Origin of the sequence: Sphingomonas sp. ATCC 31555 (assembly GCF_000282895.1) — a bacterium.
Lineage (GTDB): Bacteria > Pseudomonadota > Alphaproteobacteria > Sphingomonadales > Sphingomonadaceae > Sphingomonas.
In genome coordinates this window covers 124058-139277 of record NZ_ALBQ01000018.1, presented here as the reverse complement: position 1 = coordinate 139277, position 15220 = coordinate 124058, and the positions used below count along the sequence as shown (strand labels likewise).

Here is a 15220-nt window from a genome sequence, read left to right as displayed (position 1 = left end):
TCCCCATCCCCAACTATAGGAGCCGCACGGCCATGGCCGCGACCCGGACCTTTTCGATCATCAAGCCCGATGCAACCCGCCGCAACCTCACCGGCGCCGTCACCAAGATGCTGGAAGATGCCGGCCTGCGCGTCGTCGCTTCCAAGCGCATCCAGATGAGCCGCGAGCAGGCTGAAGGCTTCTATGCGGTGCACAAGGAGCGCCCCTTCTTCAACGACCTGGTTGAATTCATGATTTCCGGCCCGGTCGTGGTGCAGGTGCTCGAAGGCGAGAACGCCGTGCAGCGCAACCGCGACATCATGGGCGCGACCAACCCGGCCAATGCCGAGCCCGGCACGATCCGCAAGGAACTGGCCGAATCGATCGAGGCCAACTCGGTCCATGGTTCGGATTCGGAAGAAAATGCCGCGATCGAAATCGCCTTCTTCTTCAAGCCGGAAGAAATCGTCGGCTGATCGGCTGACTCTTTCGGCAGAGACAAAGAGCCGCGCTTCCGATGGGAGCGCGGCTTTTTCTTGTTTTGAGTCCCCCTCAGGGGCGGGGGTGGGCAGTATCTCACCGAGACCTACTAACGTTCCGGAATCCCCAACCCCTCCTCCCGGCAGGAGGGGCCAGAGATCGGCCTCACCGCGGGAGCGTGATTGTGGCCACCAGCCCGCCGCCTTCGCGGTTCGAAAGCGCGATCGTGCCGCCGGCATCGCTGACGATTGCCCGTGCCAGCGCGAGGCCCAGACCGATGCCGCCTGTATTGCGGTTGCGCGACTCCTCCAGCCGCGTGAAGGGGTTGAACACCGCGTCCATCTTCTCCGGGGGAATGCCGGGCCCGCGATCGCAAACCTCGATCGTGATGCGTTCGGCCTCCGCGATCAGACGCACCTCCGCACCGCCGCCATATTTGACGGCATTCTCGATCAGGTTGCGGACCGCGCGCCGCATCAGCGTGGGCCGCAACCGCATCTTCAGCCTGGCCGGCTCCTCGAACGTCACGTCATGGTCGAGATCGCGGAAGTCCTCGACCACCGCATCGACCAGCGCGCCTAGATCGACATCGGTGTTTGGCTCGCTCGGCCTTCCCAGCCGGGCCAGCGACAGGATGTCGTCCAGCGTGCGGCTCATCTCGTCGATCGTGTCGACCATGCGGGCGCGATCGTCCTCGTCCTCCACCGATTCGATGCGGACGCGGAGTGCCTGGAGCGGCGTGCGCAGATCGTGGCCGATCGCGCCGAGCATCCGATCCTTCTCGTCCAGCATCGACGTTACCCGCCGGCCGAGCGCGTTATAGGCGGCGATCAGCGCGCGCACGTCGCTAGGCCCGCGCTCGCGCAGCGGCGGGGTATCGTCGCCGGGGCGGAAGGTACGCGCCGCATCGGTGAGCGTCCGCAGCGGCCGGGCAATCCGGCCGCCGACCAGCAACACCGGTATCAGCACGACGACATAGAGGATCAGCGTCTGCGCCGCGAGTTGCCAGATCAGCCCGAAGTCGCTGCGCGGCCATGGGGTGGCGAGCGTCAGCCATCCCTTGCCCGGCAGCTCCACCGCCACCAGCATTTCGGCGCCCATCCGCCGCAGCCGCTCGGCGCGGAGCGGATCCATCTTGGGGTTGCGCAGGCGTTGCGGATGGACGGGCCGCAGCGCCGCGACGATGGTGCCCGCGCGCAGGCCTGCATCCTCCAGCCCGCGTCGCAAGTCGCGCTCCACGTCCGCGCGGCGATTGGGCTGGTCTGCGAATGGATTGTCGCGATGCAGGCGCACATGGGTGCGCGGATCCGACAGGAAGCGTCGCTTCGCGACGCCGGGCTCTGCCGGCATTTCGCGTTGCAACGTCAGCAGCCGTTCCGCTGCATCGGCAAGCCGGGTCGTCGCCGGCACGATCACCAGCGCGAAGCGGGCTTTTTGCCGCTCGTGCAGCAACAGCGTGAAGTTGATCGCCTGCGCCACGAACAGCGCCGCCGCGACCAACAGCGCGATGCGTCCGACAAGGCTGGTGGGATAGAAGCGCTTCAAAGCCGCGTAACCTCGGCCGCCAGGGTGTAGCCCCCGCCCCACACCGTCTTGATGATCGACGGGTTCTTGGCGTCGGTTTCGATTTTCTTGCGCAGGCGGCTTACCTGGTTGTCGATCGCGCGATCGAATGCCGCGGCCTCGCGCCCTTGCGTAAGATCAAGCAGTTGGTCGCGGGTAAGCACCTGGCGCGGCCGCGTGACCAGCGCGAGCAGCAGGTTATACTCGCCGGTGGAAAGCGGCACCGACACGCCCTCGCGATCGACCAGCGTCCGCTCGCCGGTACGCAGCACCCAGCCGGCAAAGGCGAAGGAGCCGGTTTCCGGTGGGTGCTGTTTCGCACCGCCGGCGGACCAGCGCCGCAGCACCACCTTAATACGCGCCGAAAGCTCGCGCGGACTGAACGGCTTTACCACATAATCGTCCGCGCCCATCTCAAGGCCGACGATACGATCGGTCTCCTCGCTGCGAGCGGTGAGCAGGATCACCGGCGTTTCGCTGGTCTCGCGGATGTGGCGGCACAGGCTCAGCCCGTCCTCGCCAGGCATCATGATGTCGAGCACTACCAGATCGATCGCATAGGCGTTCAGCCGCGCGCGCGCGCTTTCCGCATCGCCCGCCTGGGTTACGCGAAATCCCTGGCGCGTAAGATATTGCGCGAGCGGCTCGCGGATCGATCGCTCGTCGTCGACTAGCAGCAGGTGGGGGACGTCGGACATCGGAGCAGACTAGCGCTTTCGGCGGAAGGGGGAAGAGCCGGGCGGGAGGGAGGAGATCCGCGGGCGCCGTGGTGAAGCGACGGGGGAGGCGCTTTTACTTCCGACGGGGACGGAAGAACGACGCCGTTGGCGCTCCCGCCCGGCTGATCCGGCCTGGCGTCAGTCTTCGCCGGCCGGAGGGGGTGGAGGCATGTCGCCGCCCATCGGCGGACCTCCGCGACCGCGGCGGCCGCCCATCGCCATCATGCGTTTCGCTGCCGCTCTGCGTTCCGTCGCATCGATCTTTCCATCGTGATTGGTGTCGACCCGGTCGAACATGCGGCCGGCACGAGCCTGTTCCTCGGCCAGCGTCATTTCCTTCGGTGCGGGCATGCGGCCGCCCATGCGCGCGCGCATCGTCGCCTGGAAGGCGGCGCGTTCCTCGGGCGTGACCTTGCCGTCGTGATTGGTATCCATCGCGGCGAAGTGGGTCGCGATGCCGGCGAGCATTTCGTCGCGGGTGACGACACCGTCCTTATTCTTGTCTGCCATACCGATCAGGTCGGGACGGGGTCCGGGACGGGGACCATCCTGCGGTTCGGCCTGTCGGGCCTGGGCCGCACCCGCAAGGAGCGTTGCCCCGATCGCGGTGAGGGTGAGACGTTTCAGCATCTGGAAGCTCCTGCACGGTGATTGGTGCCGAGGGCGGGGACATGACCCCGGCACGCATCCTGGTTTTGCCGCGATGATGTCGCGCAGATTTGTCAGGCGCCCACGAAAATGTCGCAATTTGTCGCCGGTGCGGCGAAAGGGGCGATTGGCCCTTCCGACGAAGGGTAGCGCGCGACGAAGCGGCACTGCAGACGCTACGGCAAGCGCAACCGTGGCGAGCCCGCCGTCGCGTGCTGAGATGCAGCCGGGGTTTGCTGCGGCGCATGTTGCGGTGCGGCGCTTGCCAATATGGTTCGCCGTCACTGTGCTTTCCGTGCCACATTTTGGTTCGGGTAGCATTTTGAAACTTTAGTTTTTCTTGACGGCGCTTGGCGGAGGGCGTGTATTCGAAGGTACGGTATGGAGCGCGAAAGAGGCTCCAGCCAAGGTGGAGAGATGTCTATGCGGCTACGCTTTCTGTCGGCCTGTGCGGCGCCGGCACTCGCGATCGCGCTCACTATGCCTGCCTATGCGCAGGAAACGCCCGATCCGCTGTCCGAAACCGAATCCAACGAAATCATCGTCACGGCACAAGGGCGCGCCCAGGCGCTTGCCGATGTGCCAATTGCCGTTTCGGCCGTGAGCTTCGAAGCCCTGCAACGCACGGGTGCCAACGATATCCGCGCATTGAACCAGGTGGCGCCATCTTTGCTCGTCTCGTCCACGGGTAGCGAGGCGAACGGATCGGCGCGCATCCGCGGTATCGGCACCGTCGGCGACAATCCTGGCCTGGAAAGCTCGGTCGCGGTGTTCATCGACGGTGTGTACCGCTCGCGTTCCGGCATCGGCCTCAACGAGCTGGGCGAAATCGAGCGGATCGAAGTGCTGCGCGGCCCGCAGGGTACGCTGTTCGGCCGCAATGCCTCGGCGGGCTTGATCAACATCGTGTCGAGAATGCCCGAGCCCAACTTCTCCGCGGGCGGCGAAGTGACATACGGCAATTACGAGACGATACGCGCGCAAGGCTTCGTCAACGTGCCGATCGGTGGCAACGTATCGGGTCGGCTGGACGGCGTGTATATGAAGCGCGACGGGTTCCACCGCGATGTTACCAACAATCGCGACATCAACAATCGCGACCGCTATTTCCTGCGTGGGCAGTTGCTGTTCGAGCCCTCGAGCGATCTGCGCGTGCGCGTCATCGGCGATTACACCAAGCGCAAGGAAGAATGCTGCGCTGCCGTCTACATGGATTCGGCCAACAGCCCTTATATCGGCCAGCTCAACAGCCCCACGTCGAACAACATTGTGCGCGTGCTGCGCGATCTCGGGCAACCCCTGGCGGCGTTCAGCAACCCCTATAGCCGCGATGTCTATGTCACACGCGGCCGCAGCTATGGCGGCATCACCGAGGATTGGGGCGGCTCGGTCCAGGTGGATTGGACGCTCGGTGGTGCAACACTCACGTCAATCACCGGCTATCGGAACTATTTCGCCAGCCAAGGCGCCGATACCGACTATAGCGCCGTCGACATCCTGTATCGTTCGCCCAACGCGAATTCATCGCGCGCGTTCGAAACCTGGAGTCAGGAACTGCGCCTGAACGGCAATGCCTTCGACAACCGGCTGGACTGGCTGGTCGGCGGCTATTACGCCGATGAGGATCTGACCGTTGTCGATAATCTGCGGTTCGGCAACCAATATGGCCGCTTCGCCACCTGCCGCATCATCTCCGGAGGCGCGCTTGCGGCGCTCTATTCTCCGACCTCCGCAGGCTGCCTGGCGGCGCGCCCGGCTGCTTTCGGCGCGGCCTCTCCGCTGATCTATGCGGCGTTCGACCGCCTGGACGGCATCAACGATCGCGGCACGACGCGCGACGTGTACCGGCAGAACAGCCGCAATTGGGCATTGTTCACGCACAATATCTTCCACGTGACCAACAGGTTGGACCTCACCATGGGTCTGCGCTACACAAATGAGCGGAAGCGCTTCAACGCCGGTTTCGGTAACGACAACACGGCCTGCGTCGCCAATCAGGCGTCGCTGCTGCCGCTCCGCTCGGTCGCTTCGCTGACTGCCGTGGTGGATGCGATCGTCGGTCTTTCCTGTCAGGGAAATTCCACGTCCGAACTGAACGGCGTTTCGATCCGTGACACGCGGAAGGAGGATCAATTCACCGGCACCGCGATCCTGTCGTACAAGCCAACGGACGATCTGTTACTCTACGGCAGCTACTCGCGCGGCTACAAAGCGGGCGGGTTCAATCTCGATCGCTCCGCACTGAAGTTGCCGATCGCGACATTCGCGTCACTGGGCGGCGCGCAAGCGGTGGTCGGTAACCTGCAATTCGCACCGGAAACAAACGACGCCTTCGAACTCGGCCTGAAATATTCGACGCGCAAGTTTAGCCTGAACGCTTCCATTTTCCGGCAGCAGTTCAAGAACTTCCAGTTGAATACCTTTAACGGCACGGTGTTCCTGGTCCAGAATATCAACGGCTGTACGGCCAGCCTCGCGGGCGGCGACCGGGACCAGAGCAAGTTCACCACCGCCAGCAACTACAACGCAGCCGCCACCACCACCGGCGCCTGCGGGGCAGACAATGTAAGCTATGGCGTCGTATCGCAGGGCGTCGAACTCGAAGCCACGCTGGTGCCGGCGCGCGACGTGCAGATCGGTCTGGGGCTGACCTATGCCGACACGCATTATCGCGATCAGCTGGTCGGCACCGATCAGGGCGCGCCGCTGGACCAGGCATTGCGGCTGCTGCCGGGAAGTAATCTGTCCAACGCCCCCGAAGTGGTCGCCACCGCTTCGATCGCATGGACGCCGCCGCTCGGCAGTTCGGGACTGAGCGGCCTTGTCTATTTCGACACGCGCATGACGGGCGACTTCAACACCGGATCGGATCTGTTCCCGCAGAAGATTCAAGACGGCTTCAACGTCGTCAACGGCCGCATCGGTATCCGCGGCAAGGACGAGCGCTGGGCCATCGAATTATGGGCGCAGAACCTGTTCAACCAGAACTACACGCAGGTGGTGTTCAACTCGCCCTTCCAGGAAGGCGCGACCGGGGCTCCTTTTGTCGATCCGCAATATCCCGGCGGACGCCAGCTTTTCTCGGCGTATCTCGCCGAGCCGCGTACCTACGGCCTGACGCTGCGGACGCGCTTCTGAAGCCTTTCCTGGGGAGGAAAGCTTGGGGCCGGAGGGCATGCCCTCCGGCCCATTTTTTTTGGATATTCGCTGTCGCGCGCCGCGCTGCGCCTGTTCAGCCCTCCAGTACGCGATCGTCGAACAGGCCGAAGGCGAGGGTGGACGCATAGTATGCCACCGCGCGGTCTCGCGGCATCGTGCCAGCCCATTTGCGCATGTCGAATGCGGCATTCTGCAGCGCCATCAGCGCCTGGCTGGCGACGAGCGGATCGATCGGACGGATCGATCCTTCGGCAATGCCGTCCGACAGCATGCCGGCGAAGCGGCGTGCGATCCGGTTCGATCGATCGAGCATGATGTTGCGGACGTTGAGCGGCAGGCCGGACAGGGCGGTGGTCCGCAGAAGTGGCCCTCGTTCGGAGAACTGGTAATCGAGCAGCGTCGCGAGGGTGCTTTCAAGCCGTTCCCAATAGGTGCCGCTGGCGCCTTCCGCGAGGCGCTGGGCATCGACCAGGATGTCGAAACTGCGCTTGTAGCAAGCGGTTACCAGATCGTCCTTGGCATCGAGGTGATGGTAGAAGCTGCCCTTGGTGACATTGAGTTCGGAGGCGATCCGCTGCACCGAGGCGCCGCGATAGCCGAGTTCGTTGATCAGCCGAGTAGCCGCGAGCAGAAAAGCCTCGCGGCCGGGCTCCGGCTCTTCATGGACCAGTTCGAACAGGCGGGGCTGCCAACGCTGGCCCGGCGCGGCGATGCCGTGCCGGAACACGTCCATCAGCCGCGCCTCGACGCGCGGATATTCGTCCAGTTCGTAGCGCGACATCCACGCGTTCAGCCAGAAGCTGTTTTCCAGAAGGACGTGCGCGCGCGCGCCCCGTAGGTCCGTCTGCGCGCGGCTGCCATCGGCGCCCCACAGGCTGCGCGTCTTGCGGAACACGTTGCGCCAGCCGGTGAGCAGCTTGCCTTTCAGCGGCTCTTCCATCGCGCGAAGATCCGAAAGGATCGCGACCGCCTGTTCCTCGCCGCGGGCGATGCGCGCGAGGCGCTCCATGTTGATCGCGAGGAAGCGCGCGACCCTGGCTTCCGGGAACGGTTCGGCCAGCGCCTGATCGAGACTACCATCGAGCCACGCCAGTGTCTGTTCGAACGCCGCCGCGGCAAGATCTTCCTTGCGCTTGAAATAATAGGTTACCGACGTGGTGTTGAGCCCGACGCGACGCGCTACATCAGCGAAGGTCATGCCTTTCGCGCTCTGTTCGTTGATCGCGGCTGCTGCCGCTGCCAGGATCGCATCGCGCTTGGCCTGGAATCGCTTGGTGCTGCTCGTTTCGATCTTCGCGGGGGCGTCCATGGCATCAGCTTAGCCGTTTCCGCCCATAGCCAAAACGGTTTTTTGAAGTCTGCGTAGGGCATTTTTGCCTTTGGCTGACCCTTTACCGAATATCCGGTACGCTATAAGCCGGTGGCAAAGAACCACAGGAGAGCGACGCCATGGATTTCACGCTGAGCGCGCGACAGGCCGAGTACCGCGATCGGGTGAAAGCCTTTATCGACGCCGAGATCCGGCCCCGCGATCTCGCCTATCGGGCGGCCGCAGCAACGGGGGACCGCTGGGCAGTCAACCCGGTGCTGGAGGAGGTGAAGCCAATCGCTCAATCTCAGGGGCTTTGGAATCTGTTCATGCCGCCTCATGCCGGCCAGGTGCATGTCGACGACAGTTTCCGCTTCGAGGGCGAACAACTGACGAACCTCGAATATGCTTTGTGCGCGGAGGAAATGGGCCGGATCGACTGGGCGCCGGAGGTGTTCAATTGCTCCGCACCCGACACGGGCAATATGGAGGTGCTGCACCGCTACGGCACGCGCGCGCAGAAAGAAGCGTGGCTGGCGCCGCTGATGCGCGGCGAAATCCGCTCCGCCTTTTTGATGACCGAGCCGGCGGTTGCTTCTTCGGATGCGACCAACATCGAGACGCGGATCGAGCGCGACGGCGATCATTATGTGATCAACGGCCGAAAATGGTGGTCCTCCGGAACCGGGGATCCGCGGTGCAGGATCGCCATCCTGATGGGAAAGACTGATTTCGGTGCGGCGAAGCACGCCCAGCAGAGCATGATCCTGGTGCCGCTGAACACGCCGGGCGTCACCGTCGAGCGGATGCTTTCGGTTTTCGGGTATGATCACGCGCCGCACGGTCATGGCGAGGTGGTGCTGCGGGATGTGCGCGTGCCGGCAGAGAATCTGCTGCTCGGCGAGGGCCGCGGCTTTGAGATCGCGCAGGGCCGGCTGGGGCCCGGCCGCATCCACCATTGCATGCGGACGATCGGAGTCGCGGAGGAGGCGATCGCCGCCATGGCGAAGCGGCTGGTGGAGCGGGTCGCGTTCGGCAAGCGGATTGCGGATCACTCGATTTGGGAACAGCGCGTCGCCCGGGCGCGCATCGACATCGAGATGACGCGGCTGCTGTGTCTAAAGGCAGCCGACATGATGGATCGCGCCGGCAACAAGGCGGCGCAACAGGAAATCGCGATGATCAAAGTGCAGGCGCCGAGCATGGCCCTGCAGATCCTCGACGATGCGATCCAGGCGCATGGCGGTGCCGGCGTGAGCGACGATTTCGATCTGGCCCGCCATTGGGGCAGCATCCGGACGCTGCGGTTGGCCGACGGGCCGGACGAAGTGCATGCGCGCGCCATCGCCCGCGCCGAATTCGGCCGATATGCCGCGCATCGCGCGGGCGGCCTTTCGTCGGGCGACCTTGGGGTCAGCCGGTGAGGGCGTCGCGCCCCTTGCGGAGGCTACGATGAAGGCTGCCGTGCTGCACGAGGCGAAAACGCCATTGATGATCGAGGAGGTGCTGGTTGCCAAGCCCGGCGCGCGCGAGGTGCTGATCCGCACCGCCGCGGTGGGAGTCTGCCGGTCCGATCTCCATTTCGTCGATGGTGCCTTCCCGCATCCGGTGCCGACGGTACCCGGGCACGAAGCGGCCGGGATCGTGGAAGCTGTGGGATCGGACGTGACCCGCCTCCGCCCGGGGGACCATGTTATCACCTTCCTGACGGCGTTCTGCGGGGCATGCGAGGCGTGCATAACCGGCCGGCCGTCGCTTTGCGTCGACCCTTCGACGCGTCGCTCCGCCGATGCGGAGCCGCGGCTGCGGCTGGCGAGCGGCACGCCTTTGGCGCCCTTCCTAAACCTTTCGGCCTTCGCCGAAATGATGCTCGTCCATGAAAACGCCTGCGTCGCAATCAGCCGGGACATGCCGCTGGATCGCGCTGCGCTGCTGGGATGCGCGGTGATCACCGGCGCCGGGTCGATCTTCAACGACAGCCGCGTCCGGGCGGGAGAAAGCGTGGCGGTGATCGGCGCCGGCGGCATCGGCCTGGCGGCGGTCAATGCCGCGCGGATTGCCGGGGCAGGGCGGATCTTCGCGCTGGATCCGGTGCCGGAAAAGCGCGCGCTGGCGCTTAAAATGGGAGCCACCGACGCCTTGGACCCTACCACGGAGGGCATCGCCAAACAGGTGCTCGGCCTTACCGGCGGCGGCGTGCACTATGCGATCGAGGCGGTGGGAAGACCCTCCTCGGCAGAACTCGCCTGGCAGATCCTGCGGCGGGGCGGCACCGCGACGATCTTGGGCATGATCGCGCCCGGCCAGAATGTGCACCTGCCGGGCCCCAGTTTCCTCACTGGCAAGAAGATCCAGGGTTCGCTGCTAGGCAGCACGCGCTTCCCGATCGATATTCCACGGTTGGTGCAGATGTATCTGGACGGCGTGCTCGATCTCGACACGATGGTGGCGGAGCGGATCCGATTGCCGGAGGTGAATGCGGCGCTGGACAAGCTGCGGGACGGCCACAGCGTCCGATCGGTGATCGAATTCCTATGAGTGACCTCGACGAAATCCGTCTCTGCGCCTGGTGCGAGGCGCAGATCCCAGGCTTTTCCGGGCCAATCCGTGCCGCCAAGTTTCCCGGAGGACAAAGCAACCCCACCTATCGCGTAGATGCGGCGAGCGGCGCCTATGTGCTGCGGCGCAAGCCGTTCGGCCCGATCCTGGCCTCGGCGCATGCGGTAGATCGTGAATATCGATTGATTTCGGCCCTGCACCCGGCGGGGTTTCCCGTCGCACGCCCGTTCGCGCTGTGCGAAGATATACAGGTGATCGGTTCGCCCTTCTACGTGATGGAAATGGTGGAAGGGCGGACGTTGTGGGACGGGGCGTTGCCCGACATGGCGCCGGATGAGCGCACCGCACTCTACAATGCGCTGGTCGACACGCTGGCGCAGCTGCACGGCATCGATCCTGGCAGGGTGGGCCTGGGAGACTATGGTCGGCCCGGCAACTATTTCGCACGGCAGGTCGAACGTTGGACTCGCCAATATCGTGCAAGTCAGACCGATGAGCTGCCGGAAATGGATGGGCTGATCGAGTTCCTGCCGCGCACCGCGCCGGAGCAGACGCGCACCAGCATCGTGCATGGCGACTATCGGATTGACAATGTCATGTTCGCCGCCGATCGCCCGCAGGTTCTCGCCGTGCTGGATTGGGAATTGTCGACCCTTGGCGATCCGCTAGCCGATTTTTCCTATTTTCTGATGAACTGGGTTACCGAACCGGAGGGCCGCTCGGGGGTGAAGGGGCTGGCCGGTGAAGAAAGCGGAATCCCAACAATGGCGGCGGTGGTCGACCGCTATTGCGTGGCCACGGGGCGCGACGGGGTGCCCGATCTCGACTGGTACTTCGCCTATAACTTCTTCCGGCTCGCCGGCATCGTTCAGGGCATCAAGAAACGTATGATCGATGGCAACGCCTCCAGCGCGCAGGCGGCGGCCACGGTGGAACGACTGCCGGGCCTTGCCGCCGCGGCTTGGCATTTCGCGCGGAAGGCGGGGGCATGATGGAGCAAGCATCGGCTTTTTCGGGCAAGGTCGTGGTGGTTACTGGGGCCGCATCGGGAATCGGCCGGGCCACGGTGCGCGCGTTCGCTGCGCAAGGTGCCAGCGTGGTCGCTGCCGACTGTGCAGAAGGCGTCCACGAAACGGTGGCGGGATTGGCGCAGGCGCTGGCTATCCAGATCGATGCCGGCGACGAAGCGGCCGTGCAGCAACTGGTGGAGGCGGCATGCGATCGCTTCGGCGGCATCGACGTCTTCTACGCCAATGCCGGAATATCCGGGGGGACCGCGGGTATCCTCGACTCGACGGTAGAGCTTTGGACCGAGGTTTTGCGCGTCAACTTGATCGGCCCGGCACTGGCGATCAAGCACGCGGCACCGCGCATCGTCGCGCGGGGCGGGGGTGCGATCTTGTGCACTGCCAGCGTTGCGGGGCTTCGCTCCGGAGCGGGAGGTACGCCCTATTCGGCGTCGAAAGCAGGCGTCATCAATCTGGTCCAGACGGCGGCGCAGCAACTCGCCACCTCCGGCGTGCGGGTGAACGCGATCTGCCCCGGGCTGATCGAGACCGGCATGACCGAGCGCGCCTTCACATATGCGCGCGAACGCGGCAGGGAGGACAGGCTGGGCCAGCTCAATCCGCTGCGCCGGGCAGGCGTCCCTGAAGAGATCGCCGCAGTGGCGGTGTTCCTCGCATCCGACGCAGCCTCCTATGTCAACGGGCAAGCGATCGTGGTGGATGGCGGGCTCTCCTCCAGCCATCCGGTAACCCGCCAGGAGTTTGGCAAAGCTGCATTCTGAACCTTGTCGAAATCCGTGAGCGTGATCTTCAGCAGTGTCAGGGTTGTTTTACCCATGCAAACGACGCTACGCTGGTAGCGCTAACGTGCAATCAGGCACCATGGAGAGGAATGGAATGCGCAACAATCATGCGGGGATCGCGCTTGCCATTGCTTTGGTTGGCACGACACCGGCACTGGCGCAGCCGGCAACCGGCGTGCGTACCATTCGGTTGGACGCTGCCAAGCCGCAGGGGCCGGTGGATCGATTCTTCGATCTTTCGATCGGATCGGATTTTCCCGGTACGCTCGCACGGCCGGACAGTCAGGCGCAGCTGGCGATGGCAGTTCCGGAACTTGGGTTCCGCATGATCCGCTTCCACGCAATCTTCCACGACGTTCTGAAGACGGTGCGCCGGCAGCCGGACGGCACGATCGTATATGACTGGAGCGGCATCGATGGCCTGTACGATGATCTGCTCGCGAAGAAGATCAAGCCGTTCGTCGAACTCGGTTTCACGCCGGAGGCGCTCAAGACTTCGGACAACAGTATCTTCTATTGGAAAGGCAACACCTCGCATCCGAAGCTGGGGCCTTGGCGCGATCTGATCGATTCGTTCGCGCGCCACCTGATCCAGCGCTATGGCGCCGCCGAAGTCCGGACCTGGCCATTCGAAGTGTGGAACGAGCCGAACCTGGACGGCTTCTGGGAGAAGGCGGATCAGAAAGCCTATTTCGAGCTGTACGATGTTACCGCCAAGACGCTGAAGGCGGTCGATCCAGCGCTGCAGGTCGGCGGCCCATCAACCGCGGGCGCGGCCTGGGTGCCGGAATTTCTGGCGCACGTCGCCGCAAACAAGGTGCCGGTCGATTTCGTCACCACGCATACCTATGGCGTCGACGGCGGCTTTCTGGACGAGAAGGGGGAGCAGGATACCAAGCTCTCGCCCAGCCCGTATGCCATCGTCGGCGACGTGCTGAAAGTGCGGCGCGAGATCGCCGCGTCGCCGTTCCCGAAGCTGCCGCTTTACTTCACGGAATGGAGCACGAGCTATACGCCGCGCGATGCGGTGCACGACAGCTACGTTAGCGCGCCCTATATCCTTACTAAGCTCAAGGCAGTGCAGGGTTCGGTGCAGGCGATGAGCTACTGGACCTATACTGATCTGTTCGAAGAACCCGGCCCACCGCCCACGCCTTTCCATGGCGGCTTCGGGCTGATGAACCGTGAAGGCATCCGCAAGCCGGCCTGGTTCGCCTACAAATATCTTAACGCGCTGCGTGGGCAGGCGCTGGCGACCGGCGATACCTACAGCCTAGCCGCCAAGGATGGTGGACGGGTCGTGGCGCTAGTGTGGGACTGGCATCAGCCGGTGCAGCCCGTAAGCAACCGGCCCTACTATACGCGGATCGTCCCGGCCAAAGCAGAGGCACCCGCGGCACTTACCGTCTCCGGGCTTGCGCCAGGCCGCTATCGGTTGCGGGTGAATCGCACCGGCTATCGCCACAATGACGCCTATTCCGCTTATATCGACCTGGGCATGCCCAAGTCGTTGAGCGCCGGGCAAGTCAGCCAGCTTCAGAGCCTGACGCGCGACACGCCCGAAGTCGAACGGGTGGTAACCGTTGATCGACGTGGTACGCTTGCCTATCGCTTGCCGCTGGCCACCAACGACATTGCGCTGGTGACGATCGAGCCTGCGCGTTGATAAATGCTTAGGCAGATCCAGCTAAGGTAGATGTCGGTCTGGCCAATTTGCGCGCTATTGACATCCGCTTTGCGATTGGTCAGGCCTTTGCGATCGATTTGCTAGCAGGGGTTGTTCCATGAAGATCGTTTCGGCCAAGGTCATCGTGACCTGCCCGGGCCGCAATTTCGTCACGCTGAAGATCCAAACGGACCAGGGCGTCTATGGCATTGGCGACGGGACGCTGAATGGCCGAGAGCTGGCGGTCGTCTCCTACCTCGAAGATCATGTGATACCCTGCCTGATCGGGATGGATCCGCGGCGGATCGAAGATATCTGGCAGTATCTGTATCGCGGTGCCTATTGGCGTCGCGGGCCGGTGACCATGCGCGCGATTGCCGCGGTCGACATGGCGCTGTGGGACATCAAGGGCAAGATGGCGGGCATGCCCGTATACCAGCTGCTAGGCGGCCGTAGCCGCGATGGCGTGATGGTCTATGGTCATGCCAATGGCGCAGATATCGAGCAGACCGTGGACGCGGTCGGCCAGTATATCGACATGGGCTATAAGGCGATCCGCGCCCAGACCGGCGTGCCCGGCATCAAGGACGCATATGGCGTCGGCCGCGGCACGCTCTACTATGAGCCCGCCGATGCTGCGCTCCCTTCCGTCACGGGCTGGGACACGCGCAAGGCGCTCAACTATGTACCCAAGCTGTTCGACAAGCTGCGCGTCACCTATGGCTTCGACCATCATCTGCTGCACGACGGCCACCACCGCTATACGCCGCAGGAAGCCGCGAATCTGGGCAAGATGCTCGAGCCCTATCAACTCTTCTGGCTGGAAGACGTGACGCCAGCCGAAAATCAGGAAGCGTTCAAGCTGATTCGCCAGCACACCGTGACCCCGCTGGCCGTGGGCGAGATCTTCAACACGATCTGGGATGCCAAGGACCTGATCCAGAACCAGCTGATCGACTATCTGCGCGCCACCGTGGTGGGCGCCGGCGGTCTGACGCATCTGCGTCGCCTCGCCGATCTGGCCAGCCTGTATCAGGTGCGCACCGGTTGCCACGGTGCCACCGATTTGTCGCCGGTGACGATGGGCTGCGCGCTTCACTTCGATACCTGGGTGCCGAACTTCGGCATTCAAGAATATATGCGCCACTCCGAAGAAACCGATGAAGTGTTCCCGCACGATTATCACTTCGACAAGGGCTATCTGTTCTGCGGCGAGGCGCCGGGCCACGGTGTGGATATCGACGAGGAACTGGCGGCGAAATATCCCTACAAGCCGGCCTATCTGCCGGTCGCTCGTCTGGAAGACGGGACGATGTGGAACTGGTAAG

General features: G+C 63.9%; 12 protein-coding genes. 8 read left to right on the top strand and 4 right to left on the bottom strand.

The annotated features are described in order from the left end of the window. The first annotated feature begins 32 nt into the window (after window positions 1–32). The gene (gene ndk / locus B215_RS0109940) at window positions 33–455 is read left to right on the top strand and encodes a nucleoside-diphosphate kinase (protein WP_019369499.1); all 423 of its coding nucleotides are present in this window, start codon (window positions 33–35) and stop codon (window positions 453–455) included. 169 nt (window positions 456–624) lie between these two features. Here ndk and B215_RS0109935 read toward each other — a convergent pair whose 3' ends face one another. From B215_RS0109935 to B215_RS0109925, 3 genes are all read right to left on the bottom strand, one after another. Further along, the gene (locus tag B215_RS0109935) at window positions 625–2004 is read right to left on the bottom strand and encodes a sensor histidine kinase (RefSeq protein ID WP_019369498.1); all 1380 of its coding nucleotides are present in this window, start codon (window positions 2002–2004) and stop codon (window positions 625–627) included. Next, window positions 2001–2720, bottom strand: a complete 720-nt coding sequence (locus tag B215_RS0109930) for a response regulator (protein WP_019369497.1) — start codon at window positions 2718–2720, stop codon at window positions 2001–2003. The genes B215_RS0109935 and B215_RS0109930 overlap by 4 nt, the downstream gene beginning before the upstream one ends. A 159-nt stretch (window positions 2721–2879) precedes the next feature. After that, window positions 2880–3371: an EF-hand domain-containing protein gene (locus B215_RS0109925; protein ID WP_019369496.1), complete on the bottom strand. Its 492-nt coding sequence runs from the start codon at window positions 3369–3371 to the stop codon at window positions 2880–2882. A gap of 441 nt (window positions 3372–3812) precedes the next feature. On the opposite strand from B215_RS0109925, the gene B215_RS0109920 reads away from it, so the two are divergent. Continuing rightward, window positions 3813–6527, top strand: coding sequence for a TonB-dependent receptor (locus B215_RS0109920; protein WP_019369495.1), 2715 nt, complete (start codon window positions 3813–3815; stop codon window positions 6525–6527). Between the two features lie 94 nt (window positions 6528–6621). Here the strand turns inward: B215_RS0109920 and B215_RS0109915 are convergent, their stop codons facing one another. After that, window positions 6622–7857 (bottom strand): TetR/AcrR family transcriptional regulator, encoded by a 1236-nt coding sequence (locus B215_RS0109915; protein ID WP_019369494.1) that lies wholly within the window; start codon window positions 7855–7857, stop codon window positions 6622–6624. A 140-nt stretch (window positions 7858–7997) separates the two neighbouring features. Here B215_RS0109915 and B215_RS0109910 point away from each other — a divergent pair, with 140 nt between their 5' ends. The 6 genes from B215_RS0109910 (at window position 7998) to manD (ending at window position 15219) form a co-directional block, all read left to right on the top strand. Then, window positions 7998–9281, top strand: a complete 1284-nt coding sequence (locus tag B215_RS0109910; RefSeq protein ID WP_019369493.1) for an acyl-CoA dehydrogenase family protein — start codon at window positions 7998–8000, stop codon at window positions 9279–9281. Window positions 9282–9309: 28 nt separating this feature from the next. Next, the gene (locus tag B215_RS0109905; RefSeq protein WP_026009137.1) at window positions 9310–10395 is read left to right on the top strand and encodes a Zn-dependent alcohol dehydrogenase; all 1086 of its coding nucleotides are present in this window, start codon (window positions 9310–9312) and stop codon (window positions 10393–10395) included. Beyond that, window positions 10392–11408: a phosphotransferase family protein gene (locus B215_RS0109900; protein ID WP_019369491.1), complete on the top strand. Its 1017-nt coding sequence runs from the start codon at window positions 10392–10394 to the stop codon at window positions 11406–11408. Before B215_RS0109905 ends, B215_RS0109900 begins: the two co-directional genes overlap by 4 nt. Then, the gene (locus B215_RS0109895; RefSeq protein WP_019369490.1) at window positions 11408–12205 is read left to right on the top strand and encodes an SDR family NAD(P)-dependent oxidoreductase; all 798 of its coding nucleotides are present in this window, start codon (window positions 11408–11410) and stop codon (window positions 12203–12205) included. Before B215_RS0109900 ends, B215_RS0109895 begins: the two co-directional genes overlap by 1 nt. A gap of 115 nt (window positions 12206–12320) precedes the next feature. Beyond that, the gene (locus B215_RS0109890) at window positions 12321–13892 is read left to right on the top strand and encodes a GH39 family glycosyl hydrolase (RefSeq protein WP_019369489.1); all 1572 of its coding nucleotides are present in this window, start codon (window positions 12321–12323) and stop codon (window positions 13890–13892) included. 118 nt (window positions 13893–14010) lie between these two features. Then, on the top strand, window positions 14011–15219 hold the full coding sequence (gene manD, locus B215_RS0109885) for a D-mannonate dehydratase ManD (RefSeq protein ID WP_019369488.1): 1209 nt from the start codon (window positions 14011–14013) through the stop codon (window positions 15217–15219). Window position 15220 lies beyond the last annotated feature (1 nt).